Origin of the sequence: Enterococcus innesii (genome assembly GCF_022846515.1) — a bacterium.
Lineage (GTDB): Bacteria > Bacillota > Bacilli > Lactobacillales > Enterococcaceae > Enterococcus_D > Enterococcus_D innesii.
This window is the reverse complement of record NZ_AP025635.1, coordinates 3,346,717-3,368,708: the sequence shown is the minus strand read 5'-3', so window position 1 is coordinate 3,368,708 and position 21,992 is coordinate 3,346,717. Positions and strand designations below refer to the sequence as shown.

The following is a 21,992-nucleotide window of genomic DNA, read 5'->3' as shown; positions in this document are numbered from 1 at the left end:
GCCAACTCTCTTTTCTTATTGATCAAATCGATTCAATTGGTAGGTTTCAATGACTTGAATGATTTTGCTGGCATAATCTGGATCCGTTGCATACCCTGCATCTTGTAAGGCTTGTGCGGCACTGCGGTAGTCGTTTGCTGTCAAGACATTTACATAAAGTGCAGGATTCCAATCCACACCATTTACAAATAACATCGTATGATCATCCATTGATTCTTCCCAAGTGTCATAGACACGAAAATCTCCCTGAATCGTGACCCATTCTCCATTATAAAACTCTTGGGTATCTAATGTCACCTTTTTTGAATGACCAAACGACTTGATGCCAAATAAATTATTGTATTCGCTGGCTAGAGAACTCTGACCCCAATCTGATTCAAGGATCGCCTGCCCGATTATGATACTCGGTAAAATCCCATAGCCCTTTTGCAATTCTTGTGCGTAAGGAGCGATGCGATCAATAAATTCTTCTTGAGACAGTGCTTCCGTGTTTGTTTCCTCCTCTTTTGGAAGAGGGTCTGCCAAACTATTCAAGGAAAAAATAAAGGCAATCCCAATTAAGAATAGCCCTAGAAAAACTAGCGGGAAGCGGGTCTTCTGTTTTTTTCGTCTTGCACTCATTTTTTCACTTCCTTTGTCTGACTAAACGCATTCTTGGCGAATAAATTGCCTCCATTCATCAACAACTCATCTTGTGGACGATCACTACTTTTCTGGCTTTTAGCAAGAGAATCCTCATAGATCCAGTTTTCTTCCAAAGGATTTTCCAATTCATAGTATGACAGTTCTGCTTCTTTTTTAGCGATGTGTTCTTTTGCTTCTTCGAGAAACTCTTCAAAGGTCATCTCATGTTCCTCAATGTATGTCGCCACTTCGACTCCTACATATCTTAGATGCCATGGCTCATAATCGATTTGGGTTATATCATGTTTTCCTTTCGGATAACGGATGATAAACCCATACTCCCTTGCATGAGCTTGTAACCATTTTCCCCCATCAGTATCACCGAACCCCTCATTGAGCAGTTCACCTGTATGATTTTGATACCAGTCCTGATCGACAACATCAACAGCAAGCCCAGTATGGTGTTCGCTATACCCGGGTTCAGTAAAGGTCAGTTTCGTGATACGAATTGCTTCTTCTTTTGTATGACCTTGACTCATTAGGGTGTTGACATTGGCATTGAATATCTCCTCTTGATACGCTACTGAACGGTAGGCAGAGACCATCGCCAAAGGATGTCCTGCAGCTTTTGCAGCGTCTGCCAGCTTTTCATATGATGATACGATGCGTTGATCGACGAGATAGCCATTCGACAACTTCCCCAAATCTTTTTGGGCAATTTCCTTTTCGATTTTATTGCTTGGTCCTACCAAAACCAATGACCAATCATCCAATGAAACGGTTGGGAAATTCTCTTCGTTCACTTCATCACTAACAGCTGCCTGCTCTTGGACATCTTCTGCGTTTTCCCTAGAAGCTTGACTGCTGGATTCTGTTGTTGCGCTCGTCACCGTTTGATCGGTAGAACGAGCGATGTTTCCATTCTTAGTTGGGGTGACTGCGGTCACCCGGTTCACTTGAATGGTTAAAAGAACCAAGAACAAGAAGCCCGCCGCAGCCATTCCATAATACTTTTTCAAAAAACCCCTACCTTTAATTATAAGTTTCTTCCAAATTCTCTTTGACCCACTCTAACAATTCGATTTTTTCATTGCGAATTTGCTGTTGAACAATAGCTGGCAAACGGAAGTTTAATATATCATCATAACCCCATTCATCATACGTAATACTGACTCTCAAATCAAGGTATTGCGCTGTTTCTTCAGATTCTGTTAACAATTCAACTTTCGCTAAATCACTAGCTAACCACGTTCTGGCGATTTGCGTCTTCATTTTTTTGAACTCGACGACCGCTTGATTGCGTTTTTCTGGATAAATCACAGTCTGTCGAATGATTTTTTGGATCAGCATCCATTCATAATCCGAAAACAACAGCTTTACTTTCTGATTTTCAGCAGGTGACAGACTCATTGTGCCGTTTTTCCATGCTTCCCACTGTTCCTCGGTGATACCTAAATGCGTCTCATAAAACTGTTTTTCTGATGTGTATTGCTCAATGATCGTATTTAAAATAATGGCAATTGATACATTATGCATATGTTATCCCTCCTCTTCTATATTTTACTGAAAGTCTGTCATAATGGAAACTTTTTGCGATTGTTTTTGATTATTTTAAAGAATTGATTTCTTTTGTTATACTAAATACGAAGGAGATGATCAATGATGAAAAAATACCGTTGGGGAATGATTGGCCTTGGAGATATCGCAACGCAATTTGCTGCTGGCTTTTCTAATGAAGCAAGTGAACTGTATGGGGTCAGTGCCCGCAGTCTCGCTAAAGTCCAAGCCTTTGCCGAAAAATATGCTATTCCCCATGCTTATGAAAGCACAGATGCCATGTTGGAAGATCCACAGATCGACATTGTTTATATTGCTGTACCTAATGATCTTCATCATGAATTTATTATGAAAGCTCTAATGGCAGGAAAACATGTCCTCTGCGAAAAAGCCATCACCACCAGTGCCGATGAGCTGGCGGAAGAACTAGCTTTAGCCAAAGAAAAAAATCTAGTCTTAGAAGAAGCAATGACGATTTTCAATATGCCGGTTTACGCTCGGTTGAAAGAAGAGATCGATGCCGGACGCTTAGGAAAATTAAAAATGATCCAAGCGCCATTTGGCAGCTACAAAGATCCAGATCCAAGCAATCGTTTCTTTAATCCAGATTTAGGCGGCGGTGCTTTGTTGGATATTGGTACGTATGCTGTTTCATTTGCCCGCTTTTTCATGACGGATACACCAGAAGTGACGTTTAGTAGCATGAAGCCATTCTCTACAGGGGTGGATGAACAATCAGTCACGATCCTGCAAAATCCAGCCGATGAAATGGCTAGTGTCACGCTGACTTTCCAAGCGAAAATGCCTAAAACCGGTATCGTCGCTTTCGAAGAAGGATACATTACCGTAGATGAATATCCTCGTGCAGACAAAGCCGTGATTCATTTCCGGGATGGAACAAATGAACTGATTGAAGATGGTGACAGCAGTCAAGCCCTTAATTATGAAATTGCCAATATGATCAAAGCCATCGATGGCGAAATCAAAGGATCGATCCACTTGACCACTGATGTCATTGATGTTTTGGATCAAATGCAAGCTTTTTGGGAACAGCAGTAAAAATGAAAAGACTCCTTTGCGGGAGTCTTTTTTAACGTTCCATAGTTTCAATCTGTTCAGAAAAGTCGGCTTTGATTTCAATAAAACTTTTAAAAGTTTGCAGAAACTGAAACAGCTGAGCGCGATTTTCAAACTCTGCTCTTGTTTGGGGCAATGGCTTTTGCCGATAATCTTCATAAAGCGCAGCAATTTTTGCCAAGATCTCTTTCCCATCGTTATTTTCGTGAAAGGACTCGGCAGTAAAGGATAGCAACTCTTGAAACGCATTTGTATAGGCTTCTTCTACCCAAAACAACTGCAATAAGTCAACCATTTCTAAGAGTAAGCGTGCTTGACTTTGGCGCATGGTAAAGTACTCTTCATAATAGGAGGCTTCTCCTCGCCATTGATTTTCACTATGCACCATTGCTTGTTGTTTGCCTTGCTTGATATCCCCCAAAAGCGTTTGGCAGACCTGGGGAAGCGTCGCTTTTTCTTTTTCAGTTAACGCAATCGACATGTCTTTTAAAAGACTTTTAAACGTTTCTTCCACTAATTGCTGTCTTTCTTTCAATGCTCGTTCGCCATCTGGCATATATAAATTGAACAAAAGTGCAAAGCCAATGCCAATACTCATCAATAAAAAAGCATTCCCAATCAGTGGCCAAGCAAACGAACGTTCCATCATATAATGGGTCACCAAGACCGAATTGACCACGATCCCATCGGTTAATTTGAAAGAGACTGCCGTCGGAATAAATAGGAAGAGAAAAAGAACAAAGCCCAGCGGACCAAAGCCTAAAAGATGGAAGCTGACAAAAGCTAAGAGCGTCGCGATCGCCAAGGAGACCAAACGACCGATCCCTGTAAACAGCGAGGTTTTCTTTGTATTCCCTACACTCAAAATTGCGATGATCCCTGCTGCTGGTGCATACAATAGACCGATCTGCTGTGCCAGAAACATGGACAAACCCGCAGCAATTGCCGTCTTAACTGTTCTCAATCCGATTTTCATTTTTGTCACCTCCTTTGAAAAGTATACTAAATTGTGAGGAATAAGACTAGAATTTCTCAACCGCTTTGGGTATGATTAAGTAAAGGGGGCATTCTACCATGAAACTGGGGCGTTTTCGCTTAGGTATGCGAACGATAAAAACAGCCATCGCTGTCATGCTTTGTATCCTGCTCTTTCATTTCCTTGATCGCGGCCAGCCTTTGATTGCTGCCTTATCTGCTGTCTTTTCATTGCGGCAAGACCTGACCACAACGATCTCTTTTGGGAAATCACGGGTGTTAGGAAATACGATCGGTGGCGGTACAGCTATTTTTTATTTTTTAACCAAGCAATATTTTCAAAATGACTTTCTGATTGAATTGTTTGTCCTGCCCGCACTGGTCATCTTTGTTATCGTTTTTTCAGATGGCATCAATAACAATTCTGGCATTATCTCTGCCATTGCAACGATGCTTTTGATCACTTCCAGTGTCCCTCAAGGGGAATCGATCATCTTTGCATTGGACCGTGTACTTGATACTTTTATTGGCACCTTAGTAGCCTTGTCGATCAATTTCGTTATTCGACCGCCTGAGGAAGAGAAAAAGGATGAGATCCAAGAAGATCTGGTCGTTCTAAGGCAAAAAGAACTTGAACTAAAAGCCATGCTAGAAGAAGTCCAAGGGGAAATCTCTGAACAAGAAAAACAAGACAAATAAAAACAGCCTTTTTCCAGAATGCTTCTGAAAAAAGGCTGTTTTTGTTACTCATTGGCTTTCAAGGCATCAATCATATTGACATGTTTCAACTTGAAATACATCGCGATCCCTACCACGCCTGAAAACAAGCAGGTCAATCCAGCGGCATACACATAGCTCATTGGTTCGACTGTCGGTGAAAACATAGCAATATCGACTTCAATGGTCTGTAGGACAAATTGATGCTGAAGCAGCCCTAATAATAAACCAAATGCAATGCCGAAGATCGTCAGAAAGATATTTTCTCGAAAGACGTACATCGTCACTTCTCGATCATAAAAGCCTAAAACTTTGATGGTCGACAACTCTCGAATGCGTTCCGCTATATTGATGTTGTTCAAGTTATACAACACGATAAAGGCTAATGCTCCTGCTGACGAGATCAAGATCCAAATAACGATGTTCAAGGTTGCTGTCGTGTCATCCAAGGCATCTGCTGAAGCTGAAAGGAAGGAAACATTGATGATATTGTCTTGTGCCATCAGGTCAGCTGCGATCGATTCTTCTTCCGTTTTACTTAAGTGCTGATTGAATTTCAATAATTCACTGTTGTAAGAAGGCGTTTCCTGAAAAACTTTTTCGTACATTTCAGGTGTCAAATAAGCAAAATGCCCCGTGTAGTTTTCTGCAATGGCAGCTACCTCTAGTTGAAATTCTTCGCCGCTTTCATTCGTTAACGTCAAGGTGTCCCCCACTGATAAACCAAACAACTTAGCAAGTTTTTCATTGATGATCGCACCATCTTTTCCTAGTTCGTAAGCTTCTCCTGAAACCCGATCATTCAAGTGGACAAATCTCGATAGAGCCGCAGGATCTTCTGGCACGGTTACGGTCACTTCTTGCTGCGTCACCCCCGGTTGAGCCAACATCAGGCTTTCGGTATGCAAGAACAATCCTTCGTCAAAACCGTCGATTTCTTCTGCAGCAGCTTTTGTTTCATTCATTGCCTGGGAGTCCTCGTCATCAAAGGTGATCACTGCCTGATATTGCCAGATCTTCTCAAACTGTAAAGGAATGATATTGCTGATGGAATCTCTTAAGCCAAATCCAGTCAAAATCATGGAGGTACATCCCGCGATCCCTAAGATGGTCATGAGCATTCTTGACTTGTAGCGAAACAAGTTTCGCATTGTAACTTTTTGAATAAAACTTAAGTGCCGCCATAAAAAAGTGATTCTTTCTAAGAGAATTCGTTTTCCTGTTTTTGGCGCCTTGGGTCTTAGCAAGGAAGCCGATGACTGTCTTAAATCAAAACGTAAAACCAGTAGCGCGATACCGATGGTACAAAGCAAGCTGACTCCCACAGCAATCAATGAAAGCCGCAAATACCATGGGGTGTCATACTCCGTGAGATTGTATAGCGGTCCATAAGCTTGAATGATGATTGCTGGAAAAAAGGAAAAGCCTACTGCTAGACCCAATACAGCACCTGTGATGCCTGCTGCAGAGGAATATAGTAAGAACTTCTGGCCAATTTCCCAGTTGCGATAGCCTAGTGCTTTCAACGTTCCGATCTCACTACGTTTTTCATCGATCATCCGCGTCATAGTGGTTAGACTCACTAAGGCTGCGATCAAAAAGAAAATGACAGGAAAAATCGTGGCTAAAGACGAAACGCGTTCCGCATTGTCTTGATACTCTGAATAACCAGGGTTGGCATCCCGATTTGCTACACGATAAACTGCCGGTTTTAGCTCCAACAATTCTTGCTCTTTTTCCGCAACTTCTTTTTTGGCAACTTCAAGCTTTTCTCGCTCTTTGGGCGCTCTTTCTTTAAATTCAGCAAGCTTTTCTTGAAGGGTTGCTTCGTTTTCTTGGTATTCCAGCCAGCCCTTGTCTAGCAAAGACCGACCATTGGCTTGCTCAGAAGCTAAAGTCTCCCGAGCAACACTCAGCTGCGATTCTCCTTGAGTGATCTGGGTCTGCGCCTGTGCCAATTCTTGGCGTCCGGCACTGATTTGGCCCCAACCAGCGTTGACTTGCTGCTGTGCCTGCTGAAGTTGCGCTTCTTGTTCATTGATTGCAGCCAGTTGTGCGCTTAATTGGGCACGTTGTTGCTCACCTTCGGTAATGAGTGGATTTAATGCATCTTCAGCTGCCGTCAGCATAGTAGCAATCATCGTTTCATCGATTTCCTCCAGGTCAGGAATCGGACCAATGACATCTGTCGGCAGGTTCAACTGTGCCAGAGCGGCCGTTACTTGTGCATAGACGGTAGGCAGCTGGGCCATTTGCTCCTCTGCAGAAAGTTGACCCACACTTTTGATTTGATCCATGCCTTGGTATGCCAGAGCAAGTTGCTCCTCCACTTGTTGGACGCCATTTTGTAGTTCGGTTTTTTGTGCCGAAATAGGCGCTAATTGGTCTTGGGCCGATTTCACTTGTGCTTCTTGCTGAAGCAACGCTTGTTCGCTTTGATCCAGCAGTCGTTGGTTTTCCGCCAATGCTTGCTTGCCCTCAGCTATTTTTTGTGCTTCACTAGTCAACTGCTCTTGGGCAGCTTGAATTTTTGTCTGGAAGGCTGCTTCTTGTTCCGTCAGTTTCCGGTGCGCCTGTGCTAATTTTTCTTGTGCATCGTCGAGTTCCCCTTGTGCTTCTTGCAGAGCCTTTTCTCCGTCGCGGATCTGTTCTTTGGCTTCGTCAATGGCTGGTTGTGCTTCATCGATCAGCTCTTGTCTGCGTCCTTGCGCCCGAGGAACCAACTTTTTCTCAACTTCATCACTTATTTGATCTCTTTTCGTCTGATACGCTTCTGAATAGCTTTCCATTTGAGATAAGTCATCAAAGCGAACTAAAATTCGAGCGTACGCACTTTCTTTAAAATCCTCCTCAGGAATCACCGCAAAGTAATCCACGGTCCCATTACCAACGGTACTGTTCCCCCGATGAAAGTTCTCAATATATTCAGGACTATTGACAAAGCCCACGATCGTGAAGGTATGGGTTTTTAATTGATTTTCGCCAATTTCTGGTAACTCAAAGGATTCATTTAATTCGAAACTACCACTATTTTGCGCCGCTTGATCTAAGGCGATTTCCCCTGATTTTTGTGGCAATCGACCAGAAGTCACCTCATATTGATTGACAGGTCGTTCAGTTGAAAGAGAGAAGACACGAATCACAGAACGATGATTTTCGGCATTGATATCGGCGATCTGCTCCGTCTCAACCGCCTTAACACCAGGCATTTCCTCAATGATTTGGCGATCCGTATCCGACAACCCCAAAGTTGAAGCAATCGTGAGGTCGGCTAATTGTTGGCGAGAAAAGTAATCTTCAGCAGCTTGTTTCATATTAGGGCCGGTGGCGCTGATCCCGACAAAAAAAGCGACTCCTAAAAAGATAATGCCTAAAATGGACAGAAACCGCCCGGGTGCTTGTCTAATTTCACGTAAACTGGAACGTAATAATGTTTTTTTCATAGGCATTTACCAAGAAATAGAGGCAATTGGAATCGGATGAGTATTTTTTTCCATCTTGCGAACCTTTGCGTCATTGATATGGATCACGCGATCCGCCATGGGAGCCAATGCACTGTTATGTGTAATGATCAAAACGGTCGTCCCGGTCTCGCGAGCTGTTTTTTCTAAAATAGCCAAAATCTGTTTTCCTGTTTCATAGTCAAGTGCCCCAGTTGGTTCATCACAAAGCAGCAGTTTGGGCTTCTTGGCTATGGCACGAGCGATCGTGACCCTTTGCTGTTCACCGCCAGACAATTGTGCAGGAAAGTGATCCAAGCGATCACCTAATCCAACTTGGGTCAAAATCTCAGCTGCATCAAGTGCTTCGGGTACGATTTGTGCCGATAGTTCCACATTTTCTCTAGCCGTCAAATTCGGCACCAAATTATAAAATTGAAAGACAAATCCGACGTCTTTGCGACGATAGGTTGTTAGTTGTTTAGCATCAAAGCCAGCAATATCCGTTCCATCGACAATTACTTGGCCGCTGTCGCATTGATCCATCCCGCCTAGTATGTTCAATACGGTGGATTTACCGGCACCACTAGGACCAAGGATCAGCGCGATCTCGCCTTTCTCTACGGAAAAAGAAACGCCATCATTGGCAGCAATCACCGTATCGCCCATTGTGTATTTCTTCACTTCTTTCACTACATCAATATAACTCATTTTATTCCTCCAAGAATTCCAGCGCCGCATGCGCTTTCTCGCTTATCAGTGTATCACATTTTTTCCCTTGAAAGAAACCGCAAAAAAGCAGCACAAGGTCGTGCTGCTAAAAACAAGTCATTTATTCAAAGTGATCCAGATTGGCAAAAGCAAAACAAATCATTTTGTGTGGTCCGCAATTCTTTGTTGCGTTTCTTGCCAAAGTTTCTGTGCTTGTTGCTGCTCCTTCGGGATCTCGGTTGGGACTGCTTGACGATCAACAAAGTAGTGGCCACTGATCCCTGCAACGTCTGGACTTAGCGCTAAGTAAATCGCTGTATCTGCCCCTTCTTCGGCTGTTTTAAAAAAAGGCGTCAACATTTTATAAATAGATTGACCAAATCCTGTTTGTCGACTGACCCCTAAGCTGGTCGCCACAGCTCCCGGATGCAAGGAATTAGCAGTAACGGTCGTATTGCGTAGCTGAAACGCAAGCGCATCTGTAAATAAAATCAGTGCTTTTTTTGAGCGGCCATATTCCCGCCAAGGGAAAAAATCCGGTACATCGAAAAAGCGCTGATCCTTTTTCTTTACAAATTTGTAGGCGCCGGATGCCACATTGACGATCCTGCCGGCATCGGCACGCTTCAATAGAGGTAGTAACTGGCGGGTCAGTTCAAAGTGACCCACGTAATTCACTCCCAGCATTTGCTCGAATCCATCGGCTGTTCGCTCCTTTTTTAAATTGACGATGCCCGCATTATTGATCAGTACATCCAATTTCTCAAAGCGGGCATTGATTTCAGCGGCTGACTTGCGTACGCTAGCCAACGACCCCAGATCACCGATCACTAGATCGATCGCTGAATTTCCTGTCTCTTCCTTCAAACGTTGCTGTGCTGCCTGTCCTCGTTCGGCAGAACGGCAATACAAAATCACATGCATCCCTGCTTTTGCTAACTGTTTGGCTGTTGCAAAGCCCATGCCGGCATTGGCGCCGGTTACTAAAATCGTCTTCAAATCCCAATCATCTCCTTCATAGGATATCGTTTTCTTTCATCATAACTGAAAACAAAAAAATCTGCTCAAAAAACAGATCAAGAGAAGCTCTCTTCTTGTTTCTTGAAGCAGATTGTTTCATTTTACGATTGGTAGCGGCAGACACCATCTAAATAGGTGGCTGTTACATTCATTTTTTGATCCAAAACGATAAAGTCAGCTGGGCGACCTTCTTTGATCATGCCGCAAGCATGGTCAATTTTGCAACTAATTGCTGGAATCAAGCTGGCCATCATAACCGCTTCTTGAGGGGTAGCGATTCCCCAGTCTACTACATTTTTCACAGCTTCTTTTAGTTTCAAAATGCTGCCGGCAAGATTGCCAGTTTCCATCCGAGCCGTTCCATCTTTCACCACTACTGGAAATTCACCTAAAATGTAATCACCGTCTGGCATGCCGCCAGCCATCATACAGTCAGTGATCAAGGCAACATGGTCGTGACCAGCTTTTTCCATCAAAATCTCAGCTGCTTGAGGATGCACATGGTGGCCATCACAAATCAACTCTGAAAAAACTTCTTTTAATGAAAGTAGGGCACCAACCATTCCAGGCTCGCGATGGTTTAATCCGCGCATTCCGTTGAAGGCATGAACAAAAACGCTAGCCCCCGCTTCAACTGCTGTTTGCGCTTCTTGTAATGTACCGTTACTATGGCCTAGAGCAACCACTACGCCTTCTTCCGTCACTTGCGAAACAAATTCCTTCACACCTTCGCGCTCAGGAGCCAAGGCGATTTTCTTGATAATTCCACCAGAAGCTTCTTGCCATTCATGGAAGGTATCGATATCAGGATCACCAAAATAAATCGGATTTTGTGCACCTTTGTGTTCCTCAGTAAAGAATGGGCCTTCAAAATAGATTCCTTGGATTTTTGCTCCTGTAACTTCGTCTTTGACTTTCCCAACGGTTTCTGCTACATCACGCAACCGTTCTTTGCTTGATGTTAAGGTTGTTGGTAAGAAAGATGTCACACCGCAAGACAAAAGACCTTCTGACATGGCTTTGATGCCCTCTGCATCGTTGTCCATAACATCATGGTTCATAAACCCGTGGATATGAGTATCCACAAGACCCGGTGCTACCCATTTGCCTGAATAATCTTCTACGTCTGCATCAGCAGGGACTTCATCGACGATCGCGCCGAATTTTCCCTCCTTGACCTCCAAGTAACCAGGGCCATGAACCGCTGATTTCAGAAAGAATTTGTCTGCGTAAATATATTTATTCATCTTGATCGCTCCTCTATTTCTTTTCTTCCTTAAAAGTACTCTTATTTGCAGCAGAAGTCAAGAAAGGTCTACACCACTTTATCAGATTGGCGAATATCCATGACGGCACGATACAGTTGAAAACTTTTTTCAGCCGCTTTTTCTTCTTTTAGTCTTTGAAGCAATTGTCCTTTTAGTTCAAACAATTCTTCTAGAAAATACAAGCTATTTTTCTCTCTCGCTAGGGCAATGCCTTCGTTCGTTACTTTTAGTGCGAGACAGTCTTCCTGTTGTTCCTTCAGAAAGACCGCATAATTGTAATAAATTTTGGTCAACGCCGTAGATAGACGTTCCGGTGGCAAAGCATGCATGGCATCATAAGCTTTTTCTAGATAAAAGCGTGCTTCACCCAATTGCAGCAAGTCACTGTAGACGCGCCCCATGCAGCTAAGAATGCGAATTTCCATCACGGAAACATTGGTTTTATCCTGTTGATAGGAATAGGCCAATCCTTTTTTTAATGCCTCGAGTGCGGTATCATAGTTTTGATCGAGAAAATAATCGCAACTTCCTAAGTAGTAGTAATACATTTGCATATCCGAATCTAAATACAGATACTCTTTGATTGCCTTGTCTTCCATTTTTTCCCGCATTTCTCGAAACTGTTTATGGACAAAATGCGATTCGATTTCCGCAAAAATTTGATTGGTTTTGTTGATCTCTTCCGAATGAAGCATCATCACTTGATCCAAGGTGACACCTAAACGTTGACAGATTTGATACATTACCCAGACATTGGGCAGCTCTTCATTATTTTCAATACGACTTAAAACACTTTGCGAACAAATATCTTCCGCTAACATCTTCTGTGTCATCTTTCGTTTTAGACGAATAGTACGGATGATTTGACCAAAAGATTCATCTTTTTTCTTCATGATCGTCCTCCATGGGAAATTCTTATAAGAACCGAACGTTTCTTGTCAAAAATGCGAATTCGCATTTTTAATTTTCTTTATTTTAGCACATAATGACAAAAAGGAAAGCAATTTCAAGAATGTCTTGTTATTTTTCCACAATTTCAAATGAGGTGTTAAGATGACGATCGACAGTACGATCTTTTTTACATGGGAAGGCAAAAAATACCAAGGGATCATCGAACGGGAATATGAAAATTCGGTCCTCGTTCAAGTGACCGATCCTAGTGCTGAAATGCTGGATAAATTTACCAATCGAATGATTGTCAGCAAAAAAATTTGTCAACCAGTTGCCGAATAAAAACATAAGCACCGCTCCCTCACGGTTGTTGAAGGAGCGGTGCTTTTTTATATTCTTATTTCTGACGATAGGACGCCAAAAATTCTGTCATTTTTTCAGCAGTCGTTTTTAAGTCTTCCATATTAGGAAGATAAACGATTCGGAAATGATCTGGCTGTTGCCAGTTGAACCCACCGCCGTGAACCAGCAAGATGTGGTGCTCGTGTAAAAAGTCTAAAACAAATTGTTCATCATTGGTGATATTAAAGCGTTGAATATCAATTTTAGGGAAAATATAAAAGGCGGCTTTCGGTTTCACCGCTGACAATCCCGGAATGTCATTGATTGCCTTGTAGATAAACTCTCTTTGTTCGTAGATACGACCACCTGGTAGTAGCAACTCATCGGAACTTTGATAGCCGCCAAGTGCGGTCTGGACGATTTGTTGCGATAAAACATTGGAACAGAGCCGCATTGAAGACAACATATTCAAGCCTTCGATATAGTCTTTCACATTGGACTTGTCGCCACTGAGGACCATCCAGCCCACCCGGAAACCTGCCACTCGATGAGACTTAGACAATCCACCTAACGTCACAACGAATCGATCTGGCGCTAATGTAGCAATCGGCACATGGACATAATCATCCATGACTAAACGGTCGTAGATCTCATCAGAAAAAATGATCAAGTCATGCTCACGGGCAACCTCGACGATTTGTTGCAAAACTTCTTTTGGATAAACGGCGCCGGTGGGATTATTTGGATTAATAATAACGATCGCCTTGGTTTTGCTGGTGACCTTAGCTTTGATGTCCTCGATATCAGGATTCCAATCTGCTTGCTCATCACAAATATAATGGACGGGCTTTCCGCCAGCTAACGAGATCGACGCTGTCCATAAGGGATAGTCAGGCATCGGCACTAACACTTCATCCCCATTGTTGCAAAGTCCTTGCATGCACATCGTGATCAGCTCAGAAACGCCGTTACCGGTATAAATATCATTGATGGTCACATCAGGAAATTTCTGTAATTGATAATATTGTTCGATCGCTTTACGGGCAGAAAAAATCCCTTTCGAATCAGAATAGCCTTCCGATTCTCGCACGTTCATAATCAGGTCTCTAACGATCTCATTTGGGGCTTCGAACCCAAAAGGCGCTGGATTCCCCGTATTTAATTTCAAGATACTGATGCCTTCTTCTTGCATCCGATCGGCTTCTTCTAAAACTGGGCCGCGTACATCATAACTGACCCCTTCAAGTTTTGACGACTTCGAAAATTTCTTCATATTCCATTTCTCCTTTAACCATAGGTCAACGTCAGGTTATTGGTTCTCGTCGTTGATCTCTTTTCAGATTGAACCTATTATAGCAAAAAACTTTTACCTATGGCGAAATTTTTTTGCTTCTCCTTCATCTGTGCTTGTCCCGCTCTCATCTCGTAAATAGTGCGACAGTCAGTGATTTTCAGGAAAATACGTCAAATACAATTCATTTAGTGCCAAGTACCCCACAGAAAAATCAGTGATCCCTGCAGCAATAAACCGTTGCGGTAGCTGAGGATCGCTGATTTCTACCAGATAGATCCGTCCTTGCAGATCGATGGTCACCGTCGTTAATTCTGGAAAAGCCACCAAAAAATCTGCCGAGTCCGTTTTTAAGTACAACGGTTCATTGACTAACGACTTGCGACCAAAGTATTCGTGAATGATCTTGCCGTCTTTTAAAAACAAGACCCGATCCGCGTAGGAATCCAAATTCGTCAAAATATGCGAAGCAATCACGATCGCTTTCTTTTGCGCTCGCAAGGCTTTCAACACGTTGGAGATCAATTCGACATTGGTTGGATCCAAGCCATTCATGACTTCATCCATCAGCATATATGGCGTATCCGTCACGATCTGCATCGCAAAACAAAGACGTTGCCGCATTCCAAGTGAATAGGTGCCCACGGGGCGTTTGATATAGTCACTCATCCGCAAGCGCTCAATCGTTTCGTCCACTAAGTGTTCCTCTGAACGCCACATTCGCTGATACAGCTTGAGATGCTCGAAACCACTCAAATCATTGTACAAATCATTTTGGTCAGGAAAAAACGAAATTTGTTGATGCGCTGCCACTTCTGATTTTTTGGTCACATATACTTGACTGCCATTCAAAAATACTGCGCCTTCATTCGGCTGGATGAAATTCATCGCCACATTTAATAGCGTGGATTTCCCAGTACCGTTTGGGGCGACTAATCCGACGATCTCACCGGGAGAAAAGGCGATGGAAAGTTGATCCAATACATTTCTCGTATACGTGACCGTCACATTTTTCAGTTCTAACATATCGTTCCTCCTATGCCAAATGAAATTTTTTGCGTTGGATCGTCACGAAGAAACATATTTCGATCAGAAGCCAAACGCCTCCTAATAAAAGCAACCCTTTTTCCATCGTAAACCCTGCAGAACCAAAATAAAAACGTGTCCAGCCTGAAAGGACTTGTCCCACATTTTGATACAGATAGACATACAGCGTTTTATCAAGGTAAGCACTGAACCAACGTCTTTGGAAAATATAGGGTGAAAGCAAGCAAAAACCAGCCACAAGCAAATTAACCAGTTCTGAGCGAAACAGGGCACTGAACAACAAGATGCCGCGACAATAAATAAACTGCAAGAAAAGCGTCGCAAGAAAACACTGGCCTATAAAAAGACCGATGGCTTGTGTTTCAAAAGCGTTGAAATCGGTGATCGGGTAGCGGGCATCAAAGGTCGATGATAAAATCGTGACCGGCAGTTCTAGGGAACCAAAGCCGAATTGTATACCAGAACCCAACCAGAGAAAGAACATAGTCCCAAGCGTTGCAATTGCAGAAGCGACCATCAATACTGCCGTTTTGCTCCAAAGAATCTCTTCTACCGATAATGGCAGTGAAAGAAACAGGGATTTATGTCTTCGTTCTTTTGGTAAACAATCAATCGCCAAAAATAAAGAAACAGCAAGCAATAGAATCGGTAAATATCCAGTAAAACTTCGTTGCAATGCCTGTATCCCCGTTTTTTGCTCCATGACTGCTTGAGAGAGTTTCTTATTCGGCAACTGGCTGAAGGCTTCCATAAGCTTAGCGGTTGAAGCATAACCAAAGCGACCGTCATAGGCAGCGTAGTAATTTTGAAACGTATAATAATCCGGTGTATAAAAAACATTTCGTTCATCGGTAAACTGCAACGCCAATTGGTACCACGTACTTGTTCCTTGTGCATAAGCTTGCCAGTCTTCACCAGCTAGTTCATCTAAACGTTGTTTTTCCGCTTCGTTCCATGGGGTAAACATTTCAACTGCTAAGCTTGCCGACCAATGGTCAGAAGGATTGGCTGCTTGTTGATCAAGAAAATCTTGTCGCACAGTATAGCGTTGTTGCATTTCCGTTTCATCTACTCGTTCAATCGGGCGAAAATCTTTTTGCCAAAAACTGTAAACGCCGCTGTAGATAAGAAGCAAGCAAAAAAGACCAATGGTTTTCTTGCTCTTTAAGAGTTGTCGTAATTCAAAGAAAAAATAGTCTTTCATCCTTTGCCTCCTTTCAACAAGCGATTCTGTTTATCCGCAACGAGCATGATGCTTAAACATAGGAAGATCCACACCACCGTGAGCAGCCAACTAGCATAGACTCCCCAAGAAGTACCAGAACCCAAAGCAAAGGCGCCCGAATAAAATTTATCCATAGCAGCTAGATGAACTGGTAACAGTGGGATCTTTTGCAGCATCGGAATCAAGCCTAACCCATAAAAAAGCACTAGCAAAAAGAAAGAGACATATCGATTGGCTGCGATCATATTCATAACAAAACCTAAGCATTCGATCAAACCAATCAGCAAGGCAAAAGAAACCATACTATATAAAACGCTTTGCCAAAAAGGTACGGCGACCCAATCCCCACTGAGATAGACGGCTACTGGATACTGCCAATCCCCGAACTCCCCCAAAAGGCTCATTGAAAGAAAGACACCTGAGAAGAACACAACCAAAACGCCTAAATTTGTAATCCCTTTGACCACAATTTTACTTAACATCCGAATCGGAAAAATCTGCGGGTACGAGCGAATCAAAGAGAAGTGTTCTCTTTCTTCTATCAAATTGTCACTGGCAAAAAAAGCCCAAAAGAAGAACCCAAAATTCAGCAAAAGCGTTATTGCCAAAGCGACAGCGGTCTGGGTATTGGCAGCCGTGAGGACCGGCTCTTTTTCTTGCTCGGCTAAGGCTTGATAGACCGTTTGCTCTTGTTCGATCGTCCACATAGGCGGTAAAAAGGCTTTGTCATCAACTTCAGACGCCCAAATCTGCTTTTTTAGTTCTGCAATTTGAATACTCGTTTGATTAAATCGTTCGTATTCCTCCATAATCAAGTTGGATAACTGCCGTGAGGTCAGTGTATTATTTTCAAGCAAAAGTTGATACACCTCTTGCTCATCAGGCGAGCCCGACTGATTGGCTTGGTAGCGATCAACAAGCCTTGAGGCTTCGGCTTTTTCTGCAGTGATCGTAGCGGGCAAGTTGATGGGTTCCATTAGTTTCAAATAAACGGAAAAACAGCAGCCTAAACTAAAGGCACCCATGAGTAGGAAGATAAATATTCTTTGTTTCGCAGATTTGGCTAATTGGTTTCTAAAGTAATTCATTTGCTCTCCTCTCAAAAAATCATTCATTCTTTTAGCATACCGTTTATGACAAAAATTGCAATCCATTGTCTGAATATTCTTTTAAATAGCTCTTGGAAAAGTTATTGACAAACCTGTCAAAAATCAGGTAAGATATTTTTTAGACGCGGTGTGACAGAACTACTTCAGCCTGCGTTACCTTCTATAGTATCTGCGGAAATGACGGAATGGCAGACGTGCAAGATTGAGGGTCTTGTGAGCAATCGCTCGTGTGGGTTCAAATCCCATTTTCCGCATCAGTACAGTTTCCCCTTTGGGGAAGCTGTTTTTTTGTTTGCACAAAAAATTCCCCCCTGGCGATCCTTCAATGAATTCTCTCGATCGCTTGATCTTGAGCACCTACTCCTAAAAAGTTAATAGTAACCCTCCTTTCCCTAAACACAAAAAGTCCAATAAAAATTCTTTTATCATTGCATTCATAGATATTTTTCATATAAAATGAACAATATAACGATTATTGATGAAAACTAGTTCGATGTTCCGTCATTTCTTATTAGCGTGTCAGAAACAGTTTCTTGAATGAACGAGTGATGGAAAATCTTTTCAGCATTTATTCCATTCACCTGACTTCTTCCTTCCCCCCGATGACCAAACAACAAACCTCTTCCGACCGTTTTCTCAGTTACTTTTGATAGAAAGAAGGAGCCTAATGAAAAAAAGAATACTGACCACCCTATTGTCATTCGTTATTTTCCTTATCGGCTGCGGCAAGGCAGATGAAGAACTGTCAGAGACCGTTGCACTTGGCATCGAAGCACGACTGGAATATACAAACCAGTCTGGAACGGGCTGGAGCTATTATCAACCTGCGACCTTAGAATTGCTGATTGCAGGCAGCCATGCCGAACTGGCTATTTTGGAAGAACTTGATTCTTCCGACGAAGATCTTCAGCAATTGATCAGCCACACGGTTGATTTGATGGCAACCGCTGAACGAGCGCTAGTGGAGCGTCGGATCGATGTCCCTGCTTGGTTTGCTGCCCGCATTGGTTATAGCCAGGCTCTGGTTGCGATTCATGAACGGAACCCTATCATTCTCAGTAATCAAGACAACCTCAACAGTCTACTGGAGGTAGCAAACGAAACGATTCCTGAAGCCGACCCACGGGAAAAGCTGGGGCTTTTAGCAGACGATATTGAACAGCTTCAAGAGCTCACAGAAGATACGCTTACTCTTCATCGCAGGATCGAACTTGACGATGGACTCACTGCCACTGTTTACCACACAAGGGAAACGAATGTTGACGTCTTGGTTTTTGCGAAGTCCGATGAGGAGTACGCATCTGGGTTTACTGTTCTTAATCGGGAAACTGCCGACGAGCAAAAAGCTGCCTTCTATGAAACGATTTTACGAGCGCTGGTCATAAATATTCCTCGTGAATCCTTGATGTTTATGAATCGATTCGATCAATCTTCTGATGAACATCAGTTGGCGGTGATGACCTATGGCTTTGATCATGACATTGACCAAGTCATGGTCGCTACCGTTTATCAGCAGCTTCAATAAGCTAGCGCCAAACGCAAAGCCAGCAAAACAATGATGAACAAACTCAGACCGAGAGTAAGAAATCTTCAGAACAAAGACGAGGGATAGCCCGTGCCAAAGCCTATACTAGACGGATGACTTTTCCCGTACTCGCATGATACGACAACTAGAATTTGAGGGCGTTTCCCATGATGATGCGCAATGGTCAGTGGACCACCTCACTATCGACTGGAACGAACAAGCGTTGCAAAAAGCAAACAGCTACCGTCTCAGGATGAATCTACCTCATGCCAATATCCGTCGTTTATTGGCTTCAGAAGTCTTTTCAGCAGAACAAATCGACTCTGCGATGACAACCATGGATAATTACAAACTAACAAAAAAAGGAGCATCGCGATGCCCTTATGTTGCCCCTTATATTGTTGCTATTTTTTATACCCAAGAAAAGTCTCGATTTGATGCGTTCATTCGAACAAAAAAGTGAAGTTTACCAGAGACTCACGAGGAGGAGAAAAATGAAAAAACAAGTTTTGCTGCCCTTATTGCTGCTATTATGCCTGATTTCAGGATGTGGGACGAGAAATTCAGCAAGTCCTGAGGAACTTTCTGAGCGCATCGGTGCCGCTTTAGATGCCGGTTGGGAACATACCTATCATGCAGAAAATCTTACTTATGAGTTAAGTATTGAAAATCTCGAACTGATGATTCGAGGCAAAGAAGCAGAATTGGCCTTTCTAGACCAGGTCAATAGCAACTCAAAACACAAGGCGGCATTCATTGAAAACACGGAAACAATGATCGCACTCGCTCAAGAAGCGATCGAAGCTCGCTATCTGGATATGCCCAGTTGGGTTACCGCTCGCAATGGCCGGATCGAAGCCTTACTTGCCCTCCATGAGGAAAGCCCGATCATCGTCAGTAGACGAGCAAAATTGCAAGAATTATTCAATGAATACGAAGAGGATTTGGCACTAGTGACAGTTGGGGCAAACAATCCACTTGACGATGAAGAAGCGGTCAATGAAGATTCACGAGAAAAGCTTGGTTTGACACCTGATACACTTGAACACTTACACCAACAAAGCGAAGACCAAGAAATCGAGTGGCAGACCGCTATTGATTTGGCGAACGGTGTGACCATGAATGTCTTTTCAACAAAACATGAGCCAGTGGAGATTCTCACATTTACGAATGCTGGCGAGACCTATCCTTCCGCAATCACTTTGTTTAATGGCCAAACGACGGAAATCGTTCCCGAGATAAGGACTCCTTACGAAGCCGTTTCCGCTTATTTTAACGAAATAGCCGCTGCTGTTTATGAAACGATTCCATCTGGCTATCTATTTCTGGTTGAATCACTATGGCTTGAACTGGAAAACGACAATCGTTTTCACTTCAGAACCTACGTGTTTGATAACGAAGTGACCGAGGAAACGATTTTAGCAGGGTTTCATCGCACCCCGACTGTAGCAGCACGCTATGAGCGCGAAAACAATGCGACAGAACGAGAACGTGAAGCCTTTTTCCTCGTTAGAGCGCAAGGAAATCGTCGCTTTTATTCAAAACAAGAGATGGCAGAACTGTTAGAAACAGAAGGTTTTACTGCGGAGGAAACACAATGGGCACTAGAAACCCTCGATGTAGATTGGTATCGCCATGCTTTAGGACGCGCCAATCAATCCCGTCGGGTGTTCGGGATCCGCCAAAGAAATATGGCTGCTCATCTTGAAGGGAACGGCTTCTTACCTGATGAGATCGAATTTGCGATCAAAAACATGGACAATTAGTATGTAAGGGACGAGACAAAACTTCCCATTTTTTCTTAGCGTAAACAAAAAACCGGCCAATCTTCCTGTTTAAGATTGGCCGGTTTCTTTATTTTTTGGTTTTGATTGGTACCATGGTTTTGCGCCGATGCTGCTTCATTATTGCTTGAAGACCATAGACACCAACTCCGATAATTCCTGCAAAAGCCGAAAAAGCAATAAAAATCACAGGAGACGCCCCACTTTCTATTAATTGTTTCCCTTGGACAAAGAAAAATAAGCCCATACTGATCAATAATGCTAGAAATAGTGACTGTCCCGCCCCGTTTTTTTTCATGCTTGCTCTCCTTTTACTTGATTATAGGTTATTCTCTCATTTCAAGAATGAAAAAACCTCCATCTTAAGGCTGATTCTTTCTTTCAATGATCAGATTGATCCCATTCGGATCAGTCAAATGCAAGCGGCTTTCTGTTTCTAACCCATAAGAAACGCCACTTGCCTTGAGATGACTTCGTAATGTAGAAAAAGCCAAAGCTGGCAAAACGATCGTAAAGTACGCTAAGCCTAGATCCTTTTCTTCCATAGCTGGAACATTTCTTCCCATCCAAATATTCGATCCGATATGGTGATGATACGCACCAGCAGCAAAAAACTTTGCTTGGCTACCAAAATCTGAAGTCAAACGCATGCCTAAAACTTGAGTGTAGAATTCTTCTGTTTTTACCAAGTCCGCCACTTTCAAATGGACATGCCCTACCGTAGTGCCAACTGGAAAGGTCGTTTGAGATCGGTCAGCGGCTCCCAGCACGCCTTGTGCGTCCATTTCGACAGTAACGCCTACGATCTCACCGTCTGCTCGAATATCCCATTCACTCTTTGGTTTGTCACGATACACTTCGATCCCGTTTCCTTCTGGATCGGTCAGGTATAACGCTTCACTATACCCATGGTCGCTGGCACCATCGAGGGGGGCTTTGGCCTCCAAATAATGAATCAGCATATTTCCTAGGTCTTTACGGCTAGGCAAAAGAAATGCCGTATGGAAAAGGCCTGTTTTCCGTGTCAAAGGCAACGGATCGCTTACCTTCTCTAGAACTAAAAGCTCTTGCGCTCCCACGCCTAATCGCGCGTGATCTACACTTTGTTCCAATAAAGTCAGACCGATCACGTCCGAATAAAACTGGCTCATTTTTTCTATGTTTGCTACTTTTAAAACGACTTTGCCAATTGCGGCAGTTGCATCGATTTGATAAGTTGATTGAATCATGGTCATCGCTATTTCCTCTTTTCTAAACAGTTACGTTCACTTGTTACTTTAAGTATAACACTAACTTTTAGTAAGTAAATAAATCTGCTTGTTTAGCGACGGAGCAATCGACTGCTCGTTGCTTCATAAATCGTGTCTTCAACAGTCGCAAGCAGTGATG

The 21,992-nt window shown here is 43.0% G+C and carries 21 protein-coding genes and 1 tRNA gene; 7 read left to right on the top strand and 15 right to left on the bottom strand.

What is annotated here, in order from left to right:
• Window positions 1–15 precede the first annotated feature (15 nt).
• The 3 genes from ENLAB_RS15730 to ENLAB_RS15720 are packed head-to-tail and all read right to left on the bottom strand — an operon-like array spanning window position 16 to window position 2,160.
• Entirely contained in the window at window positions 16–621 is a 606-nt protein-coding gene (locus ENLAB_RS15730; protein ID WP_244351943.1) for a glycoside hydrolase family 73 protein, read from the bottom strand.
• Complete coding sequence (locus tag ENLAB_RS15725) at window positions 618–1,625, bottom strand: M15 family metallopeptidase (RefSeq protein WP_369522134.1); 1,008 nt, start codon at window positions 1,623–1,625, stop codon at window positions 618–620. The genes ENLAB_RS15730 and ENLAB_RS15725 overlap by 4 nt, the downstream gene beginning before the upstream one ends.
• Before the next feature lie 31 nt (window positions 1,626–1,656).
• A complete protein-coding gene (locus ENLAB_RS15720) occupies window positions 1,657–2,160 on the bottom strand; it encodes a hypothetical protein (protein WP_077453804.1) in 504 nt (167 codons plus the stop codon).
• Between the two features lie 123 nt (window positions 2,161–2,283).
• Between ENLAB_RS15720 and ENLAB_RS15715 the strand changes: the two genes are divergently transcribed.
• Window positions 2,284–3,240 (top strand): Gfo/Idh/MocA family protein, encoded by a 957-nt coding sequence (locus tag ENLAB_RS15715; protein ID WP_086292559.1) that lies wholly within the window; start codon window positions 2,284–2,286, stop codon window positions 3,238–3,240.
• Window positions 3,241–3,271: 31 nt separating this feature from the next.
• On the opposite strand, the gene ENLAB_RS15710 is transcribed toward ENLAB_RS15715, so the two are convergent.
• A complete protein-coding gene (locus ENLAB_RS15710) occupies window positions 3,272–4,234 on the bottom strand; it encodes an aromatic acid exporter family protein (protein WP_244351939.1) in 963 nt (320 codons plus the stop codon).
• Window positions 4,235–4,332: 98 nt separating this feature from the next.
• Here ENLAB_RS15710 and ENLAB_RS15705 point away from each other — a divergent pair, with 98 nt between their 5' ends.
• Window positions 4,333–4,932: an FUSC family protein gene (locus tag ENLAB_RS15705; RefSeq protein ID WP_077453807.1), complete on the top strand. Its 600-nt coding sequence runs from the start codon at window positions 4,333–4,335 to the stop codon at window positions 4,930–4,932.
• A 44-nt stretch (window positions 4,933–4,976) separates the two neighbouring features.
• Here ENLAB_RS15705 and ENLAB_RS15700 read toward each other — a convergent pair whose 3' ends face one another.
• The 5 genes from ENLAB_RS15700 to ENLAB_RS15680 form a co-directional block, all read right to left on the bottom strand.
• Window positions 4,977–8,399, bottom strand: a complete 3,423-nt coding sequence (locus ENLAB_RS15700; protein ID WP_369522119.1) for an FtsX-like permease family protein — start codon at window positions 8,397–8,399, stop codon at window positions 4,977–4,979.
• Complete coding sequence (locus tag ENLAB_RS15695; RefSeq protein WP_086292563.1) at window positions 8,400–9,101, bottom strand: ABC transporter ATP-binding protein; 702 nt, start codon at window positions 9,099–9,101, stop codon at window positions 8,400–8,402. It lies immediately after the preceding gene.
• A gap of 159 nt (window positions 9,102–9,260) precedes the next feature.
• Window positions 9,261–10,100 (bottom strand): SDR family oxidoreductase, encoded by an 840-nt coding sequence (locus ENLAB_RS15690; protein ID WP_077453809.1) that lies wholly within the window; start codon window positions 10,098–10,100, stop codon window positions 9,261–9,263.
• A 122-nt stretch (window positions 10,101–10,222) separates the two neighbouring features.
• A complete protein-coding gene (nagA, locus tag ENLAB_RS15685) occupies window positions 10,223–11,368 on the bottom strand; it encodes an N-acetylglucosamine-6-phosphate deacetylase (protein ID WP_077453810.1) in 1,146 nt (381 codons plus the stop codon).
• Between the two features lie 68 nt (window positions 11,369–11,436).
• Window positions 11,437–12,282, bottom strand: a complete 846-nt coding sequence (locus tag ENLAB_RS15680) for a helix-turn-helix domain-containing protein (RefSeq protein ID WP_081118524.1) — start codon at window positions 12,280–12,282, stop codon at window positions 11,437–11,439.
• Window positions 12,283–12,442: 160 nt separating this feature from the next.
• On the opposite strand from ENLAB_RS15680, the gene ENLAB_RS15675 reads away from it, so the two are divergent.
• The gene (locus ENLAB_RS15675) at window positions 12,443–12,622 is read left to right on the top strand and encodes a DUF2187 domain-containing protein (protein ID WP_077453812.1); all 180 of its coding nucleotides are present in this window, start codon (window positions 12,443–12,445) and stop codon (window positions 12,620–12,622) included.
• 55 nt (window positions 12,623–12,677) lie between these two features.
• Here the strand turns inward: ENLAB_RS15675 and ENLAB_RS15670 are convergent, their stop codons facing one another.
• The 4 genes from ENLAB_RS15670 to ENLAB_RS15655 form a co-directional block, all read right to left on the bottom strand.
• Window positions 12,678–13,895 carry a pyridoxal phosphate-dependent aminotransferase gene (locus ENLAB_RS15670; RefSeq protein WP_081118523.1) on the bottom strand — a complete coding sequence of 406 codons (1,218 nt, stop codon included), beginning with the start codon at window positions 13,893–13,895 and terminating at the stop codon, window positions 12,678–12,680.
• 168 nt (window positions 13,896–14,063) lie between these two features.
• Window positions 14,064–14,939: an ABC transporter ATP-binding protein gene (locus ENLAB_RS15665; protein ID WP_244351935.1), complete on the bottom strand. Its 876-nt coding sequence runs from the start codon at window positions 14,937–14,939 to the stop codon at window positions 14,064–14,066.
• 10 nt (window positions 14,940–14,949) lie between these two features.
• Entirely contained in the window at window positions 14,950–16,164 is a 1,215-nt protein-coding gene (locus ENLAB_RS15660) for an ABC transporter permease (protein WP_244351933.1), read from the bottom strand.
• Window positions 16,161–17,273 carry a hypothetical protein gene (locus ENLAB_RS15655; protein WP_244351931.1) on the bottom strand — a complete coding sequence of 371 codons (1,113 nt, stop codon included), beginning with the start codon at window positions 17,271–17,273 and terminating at the stop codon, window positions 16,161–16,163. The genes ENLAB_RS15660 and ENLAB_RS15655 overlap by 4 nt, the downstream gene beginning before the upstream one ends.
• A gap of 192 nt (window positions 17,274–17,465) precedes the next feature.
• On the opposite strand from ENLAB_RS15655, the gene ENLAB_RS15650 reads away from it, so the two are divergent.
• The 4 genes from ENLAB_RS15650 (at window position 17,466) to ENLAB_RS15635 (ending at window position 20,585) form a co-directional block, all read left to right on the top strand.
• Window positions 17,466–17,548, top strand: a tRNA-Leu gene (locus ENLAB_RS15650).
• Between the two features lie 413 nt (window positions 17,549–17,961).
• Window positions 17,962–18,819: a hypothetical protein gene (locus tag ENLAB_RS15645; RefSeq protein WP_244351930.1), complete on the top strand. Its 858-nt coding sequence runs from the start codon at window positions 17,962–17,964 to the stop codon at window positions 18,817–18,819.
• 133 nt (window positions 18,820–18,952) lie between these two features.
• Entirely contained in the window at window positions 18,953–19,282 is a 330-nt protein-coding gene (locus tag ENLAB_RS15640) for an Ltp family lipoprotein (RefSeq protein ID WP_244351929.1), read from the top strand.
• A gap of 31 nt (window positions 19,283–19,313) precedes the next feature.
• Window positions 19,314–20,585, top strand: a complete 1,272-nt coding sequence (locus ENLAB_RS15635; RefSeq protein WP_244351928.1) for a hypothetical protein — start codon at window positions 19,314–19,316, stop codon at window positions 20,583–20,585.
• 88 nt (window positions 20,586–20,673) lie between these two features.
• Here the strand turns inward: ENLAB_RS15635 and ENLAB_RS15630 are convergent, their stop codons facing one another.
• Window positions 20,674–20,901 (bottom strand): hypothetical protein, encoded by a 228-nt coding sequence (locus ENLAB_RS15630; RefSeq protein WP_086292574.1) that lies wholly within the window; start codon window positions 20,899–20,901, stop codon window positions 20,674–20,676.
• Between the two features lie 64 nt (window positions 20,902–20,965).
• Entirely contained in the window at window positions 20,966–21,838 is an 873-nt protein-coding gene (locus tag ENLAB_RS15625; RefSeq protein WP_096742568.1) for a VOC family protein, read from the bottom strand.
• Window positions 21,839–21,992: the final 154 nt, after the last annotated feature.